At 46.4% G+C, this 16,008-nt stretch carries 14 protein-coding genes; 2 read left to right on the forward strand and 12 right to left on the reverse strand.

Annotation, left to right across the window (positions count from 1 at the left end; all coding sequences use genetic code 11):
- Positions 1 to 180: 180 nt before the first annotated feature.
- The 3 genes from HWY38_RS04865 to HWY38_RS04875 all read right to left on the reverse strand — a co-directional run bounded on the left by HWY38_RS04865 (position 181) and on the right by HWY38_RS04875 (position 2,535).
- Positions 181 to 1,386, reverse strand: coding sequence for an ornithine--oxo-acid transaminase (locus tag HWY38_RS04865; RefSeq protein ID WP_004393130.1), 1,206 nt, complete (start codon positions 1,384 to 1,386; stop codon positions 181 to 183).
- 229 nt (positions 1,387 to 1,615) lie between these two features.
- A complete protein-coding gene (locus HWY38_RS04870; RefSeq protein WP_224181382.1) occupies positions 1,616 to 2,251 on the reverse strand; it encodes an SdpI family protein in 636 nt (211 codons plus the stop codon).
- Positions 2,248 to 2,535 (reverse strand): autorepressor SdpR family transcription factor, encoded by a 288-nt coding sequence (locus HWY38_RS04875; RefSeq protein WP_032875437.1) that lies wholly within the window; start codon positions 2,533 to 2,535, stop codon positions 2,248 to 2,250. The genes HWY38_RS04870 and HWY38_RS04875 overlap by 4 nt, the downstream gene beginning before the upstream one ends.
- A gap of 174 nt (positions 2,536 to 2,709) precedes the next feature.
- On the opposite strand from HWY38_RS04875, the gene HWY38_RS04880 reads away from it, so the two are divergent.
- Positions 2,710 to 4,125: a sigma-54 interaction domain-containing protein gene (locus HWY38_RS04880; protein ID WP_411908463.1), complete on the forward strand. Its 1,416-nt coding sequence runs from the start codon at positions 2,710 to 2,712 to the stop codon at positions 4,123 to 4,125.
- Positions 4,126 to 4,165: 40 nt separating this feature from the next.
- Here the strand turns inward: HWY38_RS04880 and HWY38_RS04885 are convergent, their stop codons facing one another.
- From HWY38_RS04885 to HWY38_RS04915, 7 genes are all read right to left on the reverse strand, one after another.
- Positions 4,166 to 4,885, reverse strand: coding sequence for a cupin-like domain-containing protein (locus HWY38_RS04885; protein WP_007407887.1), 720 nt, complete (start codon positions 4,883 to 4,885; stop codon positions 4,166 to 4,168).
- A gap of 13 nt (positions 4,886 to 4,898) precedes the next feature.
- A complete protein-coding gene (locus HWY38_RS04890) occupies positions 4,899 to 6,524 on the reverse strand; it encodes an ABC-F family ATP-binding cassette domain-containing protein (RefSeq protein WP_224181383.1) in 1,626 nt (541 codons plus the stop codon).
- 27 nt (positions 6,525 to 6,551) lie between these two features.
- Positions 6,552 to 7,742, reverse strand: coding sequence for an MFS transporter (locus HWY38_RS04895; protein WP_012118887.1), 1,191 nt, complete (start codon positions 7,740 to 7,742; stop codon positions 6,552 to 6,554).
- 18 nt (positions 7,743 to 7,760) lie between these two features.
- A complete protein-coding gene (locus HWY38_RS04900; RefSeq protein ID WP_224181384.1) occupies positions 7,761 to 9,083 on the reverse strand; it encodes an ABC transporter substrate-binding protein in 1,323 nt (440 codons plus the stop codon).
- The gene (locus HWY38_RS04905) at positions 9,080 to 10,087 is read right to left on the reverse strand and encodes a ThiF family adenylyltransferase (RefSeq protein ID WP_224181385.1); all 1,008 of its coding nucleotides are present in this window, start codon (positions 10,085 to 10,087) and stop codon (positions 9,080 to 9,082) included. The genes HWY38_RS04900 and HWY38_RS04905 overlap by 4 nt, the downstream gene beginning before the upstream one ends.
- Positions 10,088 to 10,318: 231 nt before the next feature.
- On the reverse strand, positions 10,319 to 11,737 hold the full coding sequence (locus HWY38_RS04910) for a sensor histidine kinase (RefSeq protein WP_224181386.1): 1,419 nt from the start codon (positions 11,735 to 11,737) through the stop codon (positions 10,319 to 10,321).
- The gene (locus tag HWY38_RS04915; RefSeq protein WP_224181387.1) at positions 11,734 to 12,417 is read right to left on the reverse strand and encodes a response regulator transcription factor; all 684 of its coding nucleotides are present in this window, start codon (positions 12,415 to 12,417) and stop codon (positions 11,734 to 11,736) included. Before HWY38_RS04915 ends, HWY38_RS04910 begins: the two co-directional genes overlap by 4 nt.
- Positions 12,418 to 12,630: 213 nt before the next feature.
- Between HWY38_RS04915 and HWY38_RS04920 the strand changes: the two genes are divergently transcribed.
- Positions 12,631 to 13,542 (forward strand): PepSY domain-containing protein, encoded by a 912-nt coding sequence (locus HWY38_RS04920; protein ID WP_224181388.1) that lies wholly within the window; start codon positions 12,631 to 12,633, stop codon positions 13,540 to 13,542.
- 386 nt (positions 13,543 to 13,928) lie between these two features.
- On the opposite strand, the gene HWY38_RS04925 is transcribed toward HWY38_RS04920, so the two are convergent.
- Complete coding sequence (locus HWY38_RS04925; protein WP_007407894.1) at positions 13,929 to 15,125, reverse strand: S1C family serine protease; 1,197 nt, start codon at positions 15,123 to 15,125, stop codon at positions 13,929 to 13,931.
- Between the two features lie 86 nt (positions 15,126 to 15,211).
- Positions 15,212 to 16,006, reverse strand: coding sequence for an MBL fold metallo-hydrolase (locus HWY38_RS04930; protein WP_007614969.1), 795 nt, complete (start codon positions 16,004 to 16,006; stop codon positions 15,212 to 15,214).
- Between the last annotated feature and the right edge of the window lie 2 nt (positions 16,007 to 16,008).

Raw genomic sequence — 16,008 nt, forward strand, 5'->3', positions numbered from 1 at the left:
GCTTTGAAACCGATTTGCTGTCCAAAGAGCCTCTATTTGTATATGAATGTTATATGAAATTCATTTTCGTACATAAAGATACATTATACTAAAATACTGTCTCCGCGCAAATAGAGTGTGCTGAATTTTTTATTTGTAAATTCCATACAAGCCGAGGGAAAGCATTGCTGCATCAAGGTTTTACGCGTTTTGAAGCACGTTTGTGATCTTTTGGATCGCCCAGTCCAAGTCTTCCTTGGAAATCATTAACGGCGGTGCAAAACGGATCACGGTATCATGTGTTTCTTTGCATAAAAGCCCTTCGCCTTTCAGCTTTTCACAGTACGGGCGGGCCGCTTCTGTCAGTTCAACGCCGATAAACAGGCCGCGACCGCGCACGTCTTTTATGATCGGGTTATCAATTTTCTCAAGCTCTTCTTTAAAATAACGGCCAAGCTGAAGGGAACGCTCTGCCAGCCCTTCTTCCTCAAGGACTTCAAGAGATGCGAGCGATACCGCGCAAGCGAGCGGGTTTCCGCCGAATGTCGAGCCGTGGGAACCCGGGTTAAACACGCCGAGAATGTCACGATTCGCCGCGATGCACGAAATCGGGAAGACGCCCCCGCCGAGCGCTTTGCCTAAGATGAACATATCCGGTACGATATTTTCCCAGTCAACCGCGAATGTTTTCCCTGTGCGGCCGAGTCCCGTCTGAATTTCATCAGCGATCAGAAGTACATTTTCTTCCTTACAAATGGCGGCCGCTTCTTGTAAAAATCCTTCCGGCGGAATGACGATGCCCGCTTCTCCCTGAATCGGTTCGAATAAGAAAGCGGCTGTGTTCGGCGTGATCGCCCGGCGCAGCGCTTCTGCGTCTCCGTATGGAATTAATTTTATACCCGGAAGCATAGGTCCGAAACCGCGTTTATACTCATCTTCTGAAGAAAGGGATACCGCAAGCATCGTTCTGCCGTGGAAGTTGCCGATACACGCAATGATTTCCGCCTGGTTATCCGCTACTCCTTTGACCTCATATGCCCAGCGTCTCGCCGCTTTGACAGCGGATTCAACGGCTTCCGCCCCCGTATTCATCGGCAGAATCATATCTTTTCCGGTCAGCTTGGCTGTTTTCTCATAAAACGGACCGAGCTGATCATTGTGGAACGCGCGTGACGTCAGAGTGATTTTATCCGCCTGATCCTTCAGCGCCTGAATGATCTTCGGATGTCTGTGCCCCTGATTCACCGCAGAATAAGCACTCAGCATATCCATATATTGATTACCTTCAGGGTCTTTTACCCAAACACCCTGCGCTTCGGAAATAACAATCGGCAGAGGATGATAGTTGTTCGCGCCGTAATGTGAAGTTTGGCTGATAATTTCTTGAGATTTTGTGAAAGCTGACATAATCTGATTCCCCCTTGTTTTGTAATCATTCAACATTAGATCTTGCTTTCCCTTTTTATAAAGCAAGTCCCGTGCCAATCCGAAAAAACGGGATGTTTCGCCAGCATTCTTTCTTTTCCCGCAAAATTTTCCGGCAGTTTGCGTGCAAACTTCAGCCAAGCGCAAAATTTTTTTGCGTTTCCCGCTGACAAAATAGGAGCAATCCAATTAGATTGCTCCTATTCAACAATTATTTATTCAATTGTCTCTGATATACAATGTAAGAATATAGTAAAGATAATATGATACAGCCGATTGCCGCAATGAAAATGACTGACACTCTATATACCGGCGGCAAAAAAGCTGCAAGCATCATGAGTATGCCCGCTAAGACAAAAATTTTCGAACTAACCCTGTGTGTATCCTTCCAAACTCTTTCACTGCTCAGCGTCCAAGGTGTTCTTATCCCTAAAAAGAAATTAGGCTTAACGATCTGAATGAAGTTTCCAAACACCATGAAAATGACTCCCACTATAAAGTTTCCTAAATAAGATATAGGGAGATCATATCCCAGGCCGGTCAAGATGGTCATCAGATTAATGACAAACAGAACCGCAAACATTGTATTAAATATAGCTATATATGGCCGGGTAAATGTTTTGTAGTTATTTTTAGGATCAATCTTAGGGATGAGAACCATTAAAATATATAGAATAATCATGATGCCAATAAGCATCATCATCGCATTAGCTTTCGTTTGGTAATCATTTGCACTTCCGTTTAATCCCCAGTGTGTCGCCAAATTGTCTGGTAAAGATGAATATGTGAAAACCCACGTGAAAACAGTTAAAACTATGATTCCTGCTGAAAAGAGATATTTTTTCATGATTCCCCGCCTTTCTTATTATCATGTTCTGAATCAGTCAGAGAAAAGAACCAGCCTATAAGATCCTGTAATACAGTGGTATTTAATGAATACATAATAAATTGGCCTTTCCTCTCATCGTGAACCAAATCAGTATTTTTCAATATGGTAAGGTGATGAGAAATACTGGGTTTTGACATGTCGAAGTGTTCCGCAATTTCGCCAGCTGTCATGTCTTGTTTCTTTAACAAATCCAAAATTTTTCTCCTTGTAGGATCGGCCAGTGCTTTAAAAGCTTTATTCAAAAACTTTCCCCCTCTCATACGTACATGATTTAGATATTTAAGTATATATCTAAATATCAATCATTTCCCTAAAAAAGTCAATGGTTTTATTACCTCAATTTCCATTTATTTTTAAACATCGTCCAAGCGCAAAATTCTTTTGCGTTTCCCGTTCGATTTATTTTAAAATAATGAATGTTAAGACGATTGAGAGGGGGAATTGACCTGCACACAACCAGCGAATTTTACACACTCGTGTTACAAAGCATTCTGGAAGAGATTGATGTCGGGCTGCATGTGGTGGACGAGAAGGGCAGCACCGTCATTTACAATAAGAAAATGATGCAGATTGAAGATATGGATGAACGGGACGTCCTGCATAAAAACCTGACTGATGTATTTATGTTTTCCAATCAGCAGGACAGCACGCTCGTTCAGGCCCTTCAAGAAGGCAAAACGATTAAAAATGTGAAGCAAAGCTATTTCAATAACAAAGGCCAGGAAATCACGACGATCAACCACACCTTCCCGATTGTGCAAAACGGCGAGATCAAGGGCGCCGTGGAAATCGCCAAGGACGTCACCAAGCTCGAACGGCTGATCAGGGAGAACATGCACAGGAAAGAACAGAACAGCTACACGTTTGACAGTATTCTCGGCAACAGCTCGGTTATTCGGGAAGTCATCGAAAACGCGAAACGGGCAACCCGTACGTCATCGTCCGTTCTTTTGGCCGGCGAGACGGGAACAGGCAAGGAACTGTTCGCCCAAAGCATTCACAACGGCAGCCAGCGCTCAGGCGCCCCGTTCATCTCACAAAACTGCGCCGCTCTGCCGGACAGCCTGGTCGAAAGTATTTTATTCGGCACGAAAAAAGGCGCCTTTACCGGAGCCATCGACCAGCCCGGCTTATTTGAGCAGGCGCAGGGAGGCACCCTGCTCCTTGATGAGATCAACTCTCTCAATCTCAGCCTGCAGGCAAAACTGCTCCGCGCCCTTCAGGAAAAGAAAATCAGGCGCATCGGATCAGCTCAGGACAAACCGATTGACGTCCGCATCATCGCCACGATGAATGAAGACCCGATCACCGCCATTTCAGAAGAGCGGCTGCGCAAAGATTTATACTACCGCTTAAGCGTTGTCACGCTGATCATTCCCCCGCTCCGGGAGCGCAAGGAGGATATTCTGCCTCTGGCCGAAGTCTTTATCCAGAAAAACAATCACCTGTTTCAAATGCATGTCGATTCGATCAGTGACGCTGTGCAGCGATTCTTCCTGGAATATGACTGGCCGGGCAACATTCGCGAGCTTGAACATATGATTGAAGGCGCCATGAACTTTATGACGGATGAAACGACGATTACGGCGGCCCACCTGCCTTACCAATACCGGATGAAAATCAAACCCGCTGACACGGAAAGCAAAGCCGCCGCAAGCACCCAGCCCGGCACAGATTTAAAAGACAAAATGGAAAACTTCGAAAAATACATGATCGAAAAAACCCTGAGAAAACACGGCAATAACATATCCAAAACGGCAAACGAGCTCGGAATCAGCAGACAGAGCCTGCAATACCGCCTGAAAAAATTCGGTCTGGACCGGATGAAATGAATCCATACAAAAAAGGCTGAGATGCTCCTCAGCCTTTCGTTTATATCTGATTGGCAAGCCGCTCTCCGGTAAACCAAAAGTTCTCACTCACTGCCAAAGTATGTTCCGTATTCTCGACTTGATGCCACCAATGGCGCGGCGCGTAAATGATTTCTCCCGCCTTTTGTCTGAAGCGGATCGGAGACGCCTTTTGCACCAGCGGTTTTTGCTCAATGTCTTTTTCATCAAAGACATTGATATTTCCTTCGTACAAATACGGAGAGTCGTCCGGATGATAGAAGATCCATTCCTTCTCCCCGAAAATGACGCCGTTCCACGCGTGCGTGTTGTTAAAATCCTGATGCAGCGGCGTGCCTGTCTGCTTAGAACCGAGAAAGAACCATTTCCAGTCCCGTCCCGTTTCTTCATCCGCTCTCAATGTGTCTTTTGTAAAATACTCGGGTGCGGAATAGACAAGGTCTAAGTCATTTTGGTTCAGCTGCGTAAAATTCCAGTCACAGTACCATTTGTCATCATTCTGATCAATGTACTCGATATAGTTGGAAAGCTTTACTTGTTTAAACGTTTTGACCCCTTCGATATCTGATTTCCGGATGGTGACCATTCTGTCTCCATAGTGTTCGTCAATGTATTCAAGCGTCCACGGTCTGCATTCCCAGTGATCCATTGCCCCCGTCAAAATAAAAGGTTTCTTATCAGCATACTCGCTTACAAAAAGATCGTACGATAACTCATTGATTGTCAGTCTGTCAATGGTCATATCCATTCCCCTTTTATTCGGCAATCTGCCGTTTTTTTTGTTTGGCGTAACTGTATGGACCTGAAAAGATGGTGACGTTTTGATTCTCAAGCCAGAAAATCTTGTTGAACTTCTCCAGCAGGTTTCTGTCGTGAGAAACGCAGATGATGGTGCCTTGAAACTGCATCAGGCTGTTTTCGAGAATTTCCTGAGATTCAATATCCAAGTGGTTGGTCGGCTCATCCAGGATCAGGACATTCAGCTTTTTTTCCATTAAGATGGACAGCTTCAGCCTGATTCTCTCACCGCCCGACAGGACGGAAAGTTTTTTAAAGACCGACGACCCGTAAAATCCGTACTTGGCCAGCATATTCCGGGCCATGCCCTCTTCAGTCAGCAGATTTTCTTTAAAGAATTGCAGAATCGTCTGACTCGAATCTCCGACTTGGCTCTTTTGATCAATGTAGCCTATCTTAAGATTTTCCCCCACTTTAATGGTGCCGTCCGACAGTTCTCTTTCCCCGATGATGCAGCGGATCAGCGTTGTTTTGCCGACGCCGTTTCTGCCGACGATGCCGATTCTGTCTTTATGCTTTATGCGCAGATTCACATTTTGATATAAAAGGGAAGATCCGTTGGTCACCTTTCCGTTTTCAATGAACACAATATCTTTTGAACCGGCGCCCGCTTCCTGAAATGCGTTTTTTAATTTTTGCTCCGTCCGGACCGGCTTATTGATCAGCTCAATCCTTTTCAGCGCCTTTTCCATATTATTCGCGCGTCTGTGCAGGCCGACAGACGGCGGATTTGAGCGGTTGGCCCAATCTCTCAGCTGGGCGATGGATTCCTTCATCTTCTGTATTTTTCTCTGCTGTTCTTCATATTTCTCAAACTGGGCGATGATGAATTCTTCCCGCTTTTTCAAGTATTCGCTGAATCCGTAAGGCCAAATCTTCACCTCGGTATCGTCAATCTCGAGCACCTTCATCGCCGTTTGGTCGGCAAACGTTTTATCGTGGGTCGTAAACAGAATGGTTTTGTTCGATTTTTTAATAAACCCTTCAAGCCACTCGATCGCATGGACGTCTAAATGGTTGGTCGGTTCGTCCAGCAGTATAACGTCGTCGTTGCGGATTAAAATTTCGGCAAGGCCGGCTTTTGTTTTTTCGCCGCCGCTCAGCTTTGAGAACGGCTGGTCCTTTAATTCGCTGAGGCTGAGCCCGTTGCATACCTCGTCAATCATCGCGTGCATCTGGTAGCCGTTGTTCCGCTCAAATGTTTCCGTATATTGACTGTATTTTTCCAATAAAGCAGTCAGCTCGTCATCACTCATCGGTTCCGAAAGCTTCAGCTCAATGGCCTTCATTTCCTTCTGGATCGCCGCGAGAGCTTCAAACGACTTTTCCAGATATTGATACAACGTCAGATCCTCATGGGGATCAGCGATCTGCTTCAGCAAACCGACCTTCGCCCCTTTGTTGATCGCAATCGTTCCTTCATCTGCCTCAAGCTCTCCGGAAAGCACCCTGAACAGCGTGCTTTTGCCGGAACCGTTCGGCCCGGCCACAAGCACTTTCTCGCCTTCATTGATGAAAAAAGAAACTTGTTTGAAAATCGTATCTCCCGCTAAATTTACCGTAAGATTATGAATATTCAGCAACTCACATCATCCCTTTGTCATTCTGGTTCAAAGCTCGACTTTATTCTGGATGGCGACGCTCGCTTTCAGTTTGTAAAAGCTGAGCATCATAAACAGCGACAATAAGATGGATAATACCCCGATTGCGGTCAGCAGCAAAGCTGAATCAAAATAGTCCGTTAAGAATCCGATAAACGGAAAGGCAATGAACATGAAGAGCGAGGTCATCAAACTGATAATGGACAGCAGCGTGGCTCTCGTTCTGGACGGAATCTCATTATTCACCACCTGACTGGATACGGGTTCTATCACATCATAGAGCGCGTTAATGACGACAAAAGCTGCAATCGTCACGTACAGACTGCCCGATGGTATAAACAGATAGGCCGCCCCGATGATGCAGAATGTCAGCAGAAGCACGCGCCTCGGCGTGAATTTTTCCGCCGGCTTTGAAGAAAAGATGGAGCACAGCGCCTGCAAGATGGACAGTCCCGCAAAAATAATGGATATATTGCGCACGGACAGCCCTTCCTGACTTAACAAATCTTGTCCGTACATATAAAAAACCGATGTAATCGCAAAGAAAACGGAGAGTGACAGCACCAGATATTTAAAGGCTTTGTTCAGCCTGAAGAAATCTTTGACTTCTTTTAAGATGTCACCGACCGTCTGCGTTTCGTGTTCACTGTTTTCAAATTTGATTTCCGTCAGCTGTGTAATGACCGCCATCGCAATCAGCTGAGTGACAATCCCGGCGATAAACACATACGACCATGATATTTCCTGCAAGTAGCCGCCGATGCCCATGGCGATCGCAAGACCGAGTATGACAAGTCCGTTATAATTTCCGATGGATTTGCCGTACCACTTTTCTTTCCCTTGTTCTTTCAGTGAATCAAACAAAAAGGCGTGATCCGTTCCTGATATAAACGTCAGCCCGATACCGTATATAATATGGGCGATGAAGAGGGCGATGAAGTTATGGAAGCTCAGGAACATCACCAAATAGATAATGACCATAAAATGGCCGAGCAAGAGCGATTTTTTTCTCCCGATTCTGTCCGAGATGACGCCGCTCGGCACTTCCGCCAGAAACATCGCCAAATTCAGGACCGATTGCAGGATGCCCACTAGAAACAATGAATAATTCATACTTGTTAAATATAAAATCCAAATTCCCCGTTCGAAAAAGAAGTTTCCGAAAAAACCGGAGAAGTAAAGCAAATTTCGATTCCGCAAATGAATACCCCTTTCCAGCTATCTGCATTTAACATCATGAACAGAAAGGAGCCCGTCAGTCTTTACACTAAAACCCTCTATACATGGATCTTGCAGATACAGACTTTTCCCAAAACAAATTGGGCAATAATGAGTTGTATTCTCGAATAACCCAAAAAGTTCCTTCTTTTTTTCAGATCCTATGGCATCAACGATCGTTTTTTTCTTCTCTGGATCGCTGATGTCGCGGATAAAATATTTGATATAGCTCAGCTCATGCATGTAAGCCGGCAGGAACAAATGGAGCTCAATATCAAACCCGCTTTTATCCATATGGTAATAATCATTGAAATGACTGACGCGGGAGACAGATACGTCCGCTCCGGCCCGCCGAAACAGATCAGCCAGCCTTTCAATGATCTCTCCGTTGGGATAATAATCGGCATAAACGATTCGGATCGGCTCTTCTTTTGTCAAAAGGGGCGGATCTTTCTGCGGTGTCCTCCCGCTTTCCCATATACCGATCAGTGAATCAGTCGGTGTGATGATATGCCCCAAATCGCCGGCCAGCTTTTGTTTATCAAAATAATGCTGTATGAAAGTTCTCAGCATGTCGTCCTTTACCTTGAAGGTAAATAACATCGGCAAATGATTTTCTTTAAAATCAGCATACTGCCGATACCTCATGTTTGAATGATGAAACTGGGTGTGGCAGGTCACGTCCGTTTGATTCGCTTCGTACAGCCCGATGCTTTTTTCCAGATCATCATTCAAAATAAATTGGATGGTCTGAACCGTGCGGTGATCCGCGGGCGTCATTTTATATTGCGGATTCCGCTCAAATTCCAGCCCCTTCTCAAACGTACGCTTGAATCGGTACGGGCCGTTTTCCGGCACATCGCCCCCGGCGGTCCCAGGAATCAGAAAGCTGCTCTGCAAAACGGCTTCTATTTCATCAGACGGCTCGTCCAAGGTGACTTCAAAACTTTTTTCACCCGTTACGTTCACCCCGAGCTGATCGGATGAGACGAGGCCTTTTACATACGGAACGGCCTGTTTTATGTTCAGGAAACTGCCGAGATGGGGGCTTTGATTTTCTTTCGTCAGATGATAGATGATCGTTTGAACCACACCCTCGGCGTCACCTAAATAGTCCGGGTGAATGTCCACCTGACAGGTGCGTGGATCTTTGCGGATGATCCGGCAGTTATAGCCGTCCAGCAGACTTTCATACATAATGCTGCAAATCATCTTGCTTGTGTAATCCTGCGTATCTAATGGGTTCAAGCGTATCGGGCTTGTGTCGATTTCTATTTTCAGAGGGTCGCCCGGTTTTCTCGCCGTACGATGTATCGTCTTCATAAAGCGCTTTCCTTTTGAGAAAGCTTCGTTTCTGTAATATGAAGGCCGTCAAAGTCCAGGCCGATACGGGTATTCAGGGATTTCGGGCTTCCGCCTGCAAGGTATGTGATAATGTCATGAGACATAAACGAGGATATAATACCGTTTGTCGCTCCTAAGGAACCTTTGATCGGCTCATTGGGGTAACAGTTCAGAAGTCCGGCCGGCATGTTTTTTTCATAGGTGATGCCGGATTGATAGGATTCAGGCGTGAGCAGAGGCCCCCATTGGCCGCTGAAGCTGCCGACACCCCCGGTCATAAATGCAATACTCCGCTCCTTGCAATACCGGTAAACCCATTCAGAAATGTTATGGGGTTTGTCAGCGGCATTTATGACGATATCAATTTCGTACGGATCTAACACACGCAGGTCCTGCGGCTGTGTAATTTCCTTATGGTAAAGTGCTGCGTCCGCACGGGGATTGATACCCGCAATATAATCTCTGCATTCTGAGATCTTTAATTTGCCTACAGAAGATTTATTATAGACGAATTGTCTGTTCAGGTTATGTACTGATACGGCATCGAAATCAATGAGAATAAAATGCTGCATGCCCGCCGCCAAAAGGTTTTGAAGAATGATCGTTCCGACGCCCCCCAGACCCACGATCGCTGCCCTGCTGCCGTCTAATCTCTTTTGGATCAGATTGGGGTTTTGGTTGTATTTCTCAAAATGGTACAGCTGCTTTTCAGTGATGCGGCCTTCACGGCCGTTTTGCCATGGCTCTATTAAAGCATCCAATTTCATTAATGCATCGAAAAACTGGTTTCCCGCTTCCTCTCCCAGAAGATCAGAAAGCTCTTGTTTTTCACAGCCGGTGATCAGCCGTTCAACCGCCTCTTTGATCTCACTCGTATGCGTAAGCTTAATCGCCTTTCGATATTGAATGATAATATGCGCCGCGTAGGTCAGCACCTGCACGCTGTCTTTAAACTTCCAGCGCTTACAGTCCGTTGACATCATGACATACCCCCTGAAAGATAATAACTCCCCAATGAGGGGAGTCACGGCTTTACTAGCAGCGATGCACCAAGCTTGCTGTTTCTGTATCAAGATCAAGTTCTTCAATCTTCATCAGTACACACCCCCTTTACCAATAACTAGATATTATCATCAATATTGGAAAAGGACAAGTTATTTTTTGAAAATTTAGAATTTATATATAAATTGTGATATTTCTTCCTGCTTCCCGGTTTATCCCGGCAGCCGGATGATGAACACGGAGCCTTTTCCCTGCTCACTTTTCACTTCAATTGTTCCGTTATGGCTGTCGATAATGGTTTTTGTAATGGCAAGACCCAGCCCCGCGCCGCCGGATTGACGGGATCGGGAGGTTTCCGCCCTGTAAAACCGGTCAAACAAATGAGGCACATGCTCCGGAGCGATTCCCGTTCCGTTATCCGCAATCATAAGCATGATTCCTCCGTCTTTCTGCAGGGAGACGGTGATGACACCCGTGTCTTCATCCGTATGCTGCACCGCATTGTAAAAGAGATTGAGAATGACCTGCTTCATTTTGTCTTTGTCAAAAACGGCTTCTATCTTTTGATCGACAAAGAACTCGAGCTTCCGGTTTCTCGCGAGCAGCTTCAGCTGAGCCTCCATTTCCAAAATGACGTCTCCCAATGCGCCTTTTTTCATTTCAAAGCTCGGCACCCGGTCAATCTTCGCGAGAAACAGAAGATCCTCTATCAGCTTATTCGCCCTGGCGGATTCCGCGTACATGCTTTGAAGCGCTTTTTCTTTCTGCTCCGGCTTTTCCGCCGCTCCGCGCATTAAAATTTCGATAAAGCCGTGAATGGAGGTAAGCGGCGTTCTCAGCTCATGTGATGCGTCTGATACAAACTGCCGGATTCGTTCCTTCGCTTCTTTTTCCGCCTGAAAAGAGGTTTCAATCCGTTCCAGCATCTGATTGATGGAGATGCCCAATGACTCAATTTCGGCCTGCTTCCTATCGATCGGCAGCCGTTTATCGAGACTTCCGGCATGAATGTCACCCATCATACGCACAATGCGGAACAGCGGCTTGAGTGTGAGCCGGATCACCGGCAAGAAAACAAACAGTCCGATGACCAAAGCCGCAAAGGAAAGCACCGCGAAAATGCTGATCTGGCGGAAAAGCGAATCATTCAGAGGCTGGGTCAGCGTGCTCATCTGCACAACTCCCGCCTGCCTTCCGTCAACGGAAATCGCCTGAAACACGACGATGATTTCCTCACCCGCCTTATTGTGAGCCACCTGATAGTGAAGCGCCATTGTATCTGTCAGCGCATCCTGATACACTTTTTTCGGAAAAGAAGGAGCGGCCCCCGCGTGCGGGTCTTCTGATAAAACAGACATCTTGTATGATGGATTGATAAAAGCAACCGTCACCCCGGGGTAAATCAAATTCGGATGAGCCGGTGTTTCGGAACGGGCAAGGGTTTTGATTGACCTCCATACGCTTTGATCCATTGAATTGATATAACTCTGAATGCTGATCGCCTGATTTTCATACATCGTCCGTGTCATAAACATGTACTGAGTGCCGCCGATAAAACATAACAGCAAAGCCAAAATCGCCAGTGACCTGAACAGGAGCTGGAATCGCAGGGTTCTGTACAGCCGTTTCATGCCAGATCCACCCTGTACCCGGCGCCCCGAACCGTGCGAATCACCTTGTGTTCTTTGTCCTTCAGCTTTTCGCGCAAAGAACGGATGTACACCTCGACGATATTGTCTTCCCCGTAAAAATCATAGCCCCATACCTGATCGAGAATCCTCGTTTTGCTGAGAACCGTTCCGTGGTGGAGCACTAAACATTTCAGCAGTTCATACTCGGTGGCGGACAGCTTCAAAGGCTGTTCATTGTAAAAAATCTCTCTGCTCCGGTCATCGATTCGGAAGGGGCCGAGCACCACCTCATCGAAAAGATGCGGAAACTGGTTGCGGATTCTTGCGTAAATTCTGGCAAGCAGCTCCTCAAAGCTGAACGGTTTGATCATGTAATCATCAGCGCCTTCAATCAGCGCCTTTACGCGAAACTCTACTTCATCCTTCGCGGTCAGCATGATGATGGCGGTATTGCTTGTTTTCTTAAGCATCCTTGACAGCTCAAGCCCATTCATTCCCGGCATCATCACGTCCAAAACGGCAATATGAGGCTGAAATGTTTTCACAAGATTCATCGCCGACATCCCGTCTGCCGCGGACATCACTTCAAACCCTTCATTGACAAGCCCCATCGTTAAAAAATCAATGATGGCGGGCTCGTCGTCTACAATCAGCACCTTGATGCCTTTCAACTTATCCATGATGCAGTCTCTCCTTAGATGTATCAGCCTGTGTTTATTTTTTTCGCTTCCCCTTCTATTATTCGCTTTTATCTGAAACAAAACTGAATCTAAGCTGAAAATCCGCTGAATTCAGGAAGTTTTCAGCTTAGATTCATGTTGTTTTCAGTTTGGGTCTTTACAATAAGCCTTAGTTGGGAAGCCAACAATGAAATGTTTAAGGAGGAATATATGATGGGAATTACAAAAGTTTTATCAGGAGCTGCACTGGGGACCATACTTTCAATCAGTTCTTTAACTTCAGCGCATGCGGCTGTCATTCATAAGGATGACGCAGCGCAGACGAAAGTGGAAACGAAACAGCAGGCTTCCGTTTCTATCTCTAAAGCGAAAGAGACCGCATTGAAAAACTGCAGCTGCAAAGGCGCCGTTCAATCAGCGCAAATGAAAAAAGTCAACGGCGCTTACGTATATGTTGTCAACGTCCTTGACGTAAAAGGAAAGCAGCACACCGTCAATGTCAACAGCTCCAGCGGAAAAGTCGTGAAACACCAAATTGAAAAGAAACAGCAATTCATCTCAAAATCCGGCGCTGAAAAAATCGCCGTGAAGAATTGCAAAGGAACAGTGAAGTCTTCTGAGCTGAAGACCGAACATAACGCTATGGTTTACGTGGTTCAGGTGTCAGGACAAGACGGGAAGCTTCACACATTCCATATCAATTGTAAAAACAGCAAAATCGTCAAACATGATATAAAGAATAACCAGCAACACATGACCCGTGCAAAAGCGGAATCGTTCGCGCTCAGCCATTGCAAAGGCGCTGTGAAATCCGCTCAAATGAAAAAAGAAAACGGCGTATCAGTCTATGTTGTCAGCATATTCGGCCAGGACGGCAAGCTTCATACGCTCCACATGGAAGGCAAAAGCGGAAAAATCCTGAAAGAAGAAGTGCAGAAAAAACAAGTGATGATCGCTTCTAAAAAAGCGCATTCCATCGCGCTCAGCCATTGCAAAGGCGCTGTGAAATCGTCTGAAATGAAGAAAGAAAACGGCGTCTACAAGTACATCGTGAAAATCACTGCCCAAAACCATACGGAACAAACGGTGAAAGTAAACGCTCAAAACGGAGCCATCTGTAAATAACAAAAAATAAGCTGCCGGCAGTTTCATCTGCCGCTTCAATTCAGCAGCACCAGTCTGTTTCAATCACAAAGTTCTAAGTTCATGTCTGCCTTTTTCTAAATATACCCATTTTTAACTGAACGTGTTGTGACCCACGTTCAGTTCTTTTTTATGGCTTCTGAAAAAAGGCATAAAAAAAGCGCCCTGAAAAAGGACGTTTGATATGACATGTTTCATGTTCTTAAATTCTGCATTCTAAAATAATTCTTCCTTCACATTCACCTTCAATTTCATTCAATACGATGATCACATCAGCCGTTTTCATGTGTTTCACCTCCCGTACTCACAATAGTATAATATTAACAAATAAATCAATAAAAAACAGCCCGGATATCCGGGCTGTTTTTTTATTTTTGTAATCGATCCGCTTCTGTCAGTTTGACTTCCGCTGTTTTTTTCTTTCCCGAACGGTAGAACGTGATGTTCACACGGTCGCCGATCTTTTTGCGATACAGGCGCTCACGGAGATCCACAACGTCATTGACCTTATGTCCGTCGAACCCGGTAATCACGTCGAGCTTTTTCAAACCCGCTTTTCCGGCCGGTGAAAACGCGTCGACACCCATAATGACTGCCCCGGTTTTAATGCCTTTCGGAAGTTTCAGCGTCTGGCTCCAATGGTAGCTCGCAATATCCGTTAAGGATTTCATCTCAATACCGAGGAAAGGCCGTCTGACTTCTCCGTATTTTTCTAAATCCTGAATAACGGGAATGACAAGCTTTGACGGGATGGACAGGCCGATTCCTTCAACGGCGGATTCAGCGATCTTCATTGAGTTGATGCCGACCACCTTGCCCGATATATCCATCAAAGCGCCGCCGCTGTTGCCGGGATTAATCGCGGCATCGGTCTGCAGCACTTCCGCATTCCAATCCGGCTGTCCGTCGCCGTTTGAGTCAACGGGCACCGCCCTTTCCGTGCCTGAAATGATCCCCTGTGTCACTGATCCCGCAAATTCAAGCCCGAGCGGATTTCCGATCGCAATGACCGGTTCTCCGACTTTGACCTGATCGGAATTGCCGAACTGGGCGGCCGATTTGATTTTATCAGACTTCACCTTCAGCACAGCGAGATCCATCAGACGGTCGCTCCCGATCAGCTCAGCAGGCACGCGCGAGCCATCCTTCAGGCTGATCTCAATCTCAGTCGCACCTTCAATGACATGGTGATTGGTTACGATATAAGAAGTGTTTCCGTTCTTTTTGTAAATGACGCCGGACCCGCTTCCCGCTTCGCCGCCCTCTCCCCAAATATCGGTCTTTTGGATATTGAGAACACCGACTACCGAATCTGATACACGGCTGACCATATTCGTGACAGCGTCATTGACATTTACGTTGACTGTTTTCACCTGTTCGCTGCCGAGACGCTGGCTGGTGCTTTTGCTGCTTTCCCCATGGTCTCCGCCTGTCCAGTACGGCAGCAGGAATGCCATGAGCGCGGCCCCGACGATGACGCCGATCAGACTTGATAGAAAGTACCCTCTCTTGCTGCGGCGGGGCTGTTCGGAGGCGTACTGTTCATCATCGCGATTATAATCCACCCTATCTCAAATCCTTTCAAGAGTACTCGATTTGCTTATAGTGTGGGTCAGATCGCGGATTAATAATCATGATTCATTTGGAAAAATTACACGGCGCACAGCGGCGTCGGGATTTTCGGATCGGTATCAAATAACTGAAACGTTTCCCCGGCGACAAATCCTTTCGCAGCCAATGTCTGCTGCACGGACATTCTCGCCAGTTCCTTCATATTGTTGTCTTGGCTCAGATGCGCCAAATAGATGCGCGATGTGCCGTCGCCGATGACATCAGTCATGGCGAGCGCCGCATCTTCATTCGAGACGTGGCCGACATCGCTTAAAATCCGCCGCTTAATGCTCCATGGGTATCTGCCCATTTGCAGCATGCCGACATCATGGTTGCTTTCAAACACAAACACATTGGCCGAACGGATGATGCCTTTCATTCTGTCGCTCACATACCCGGTGTCCGTCATCAGCGCGAGCTTTCTGCCTTGGTAGTGGAAAACATAAAACATCGGCTCGGCCGCATCATGAGAGACGCCGAATGACTCAACATCAAGCCCGCCGAAGGATTTCACGCTTTCCATCGGGAACAGAAACTTTTGTCCGGTATCCAGCTTGCCGATCTGATTCTCCATCGCTTTCCACGTCTTTTCATTGGCGTAGACGGGAAGTCCGTACTTTCTCGCAATGACGCCGAGCCCTTTAATATGGTCGCTGTGCTCGTGAGTGACAAAAATGCCGTCGACGTCGTCTATCTTGCGGCCGATTCTCTCCATCAGCCCGTCCATCGCTTTACCGCTCAGGCCGGCATCTACCAGAAAAGAGTGCTCATCTGTCTCCAGATAAAACGCGTTTCCGGTACTCCCGCTCGCAAGCACGCTAAATTGCAAGCCCATTG

This window comes from Bacillus sp. KS1 (assembly GCF_020075515.1).
Lineage (GTDB): Bacteria > Bacillota > Bacilli > Bacillales > Bacillaceae > Bacillus > Bacillus velezensis.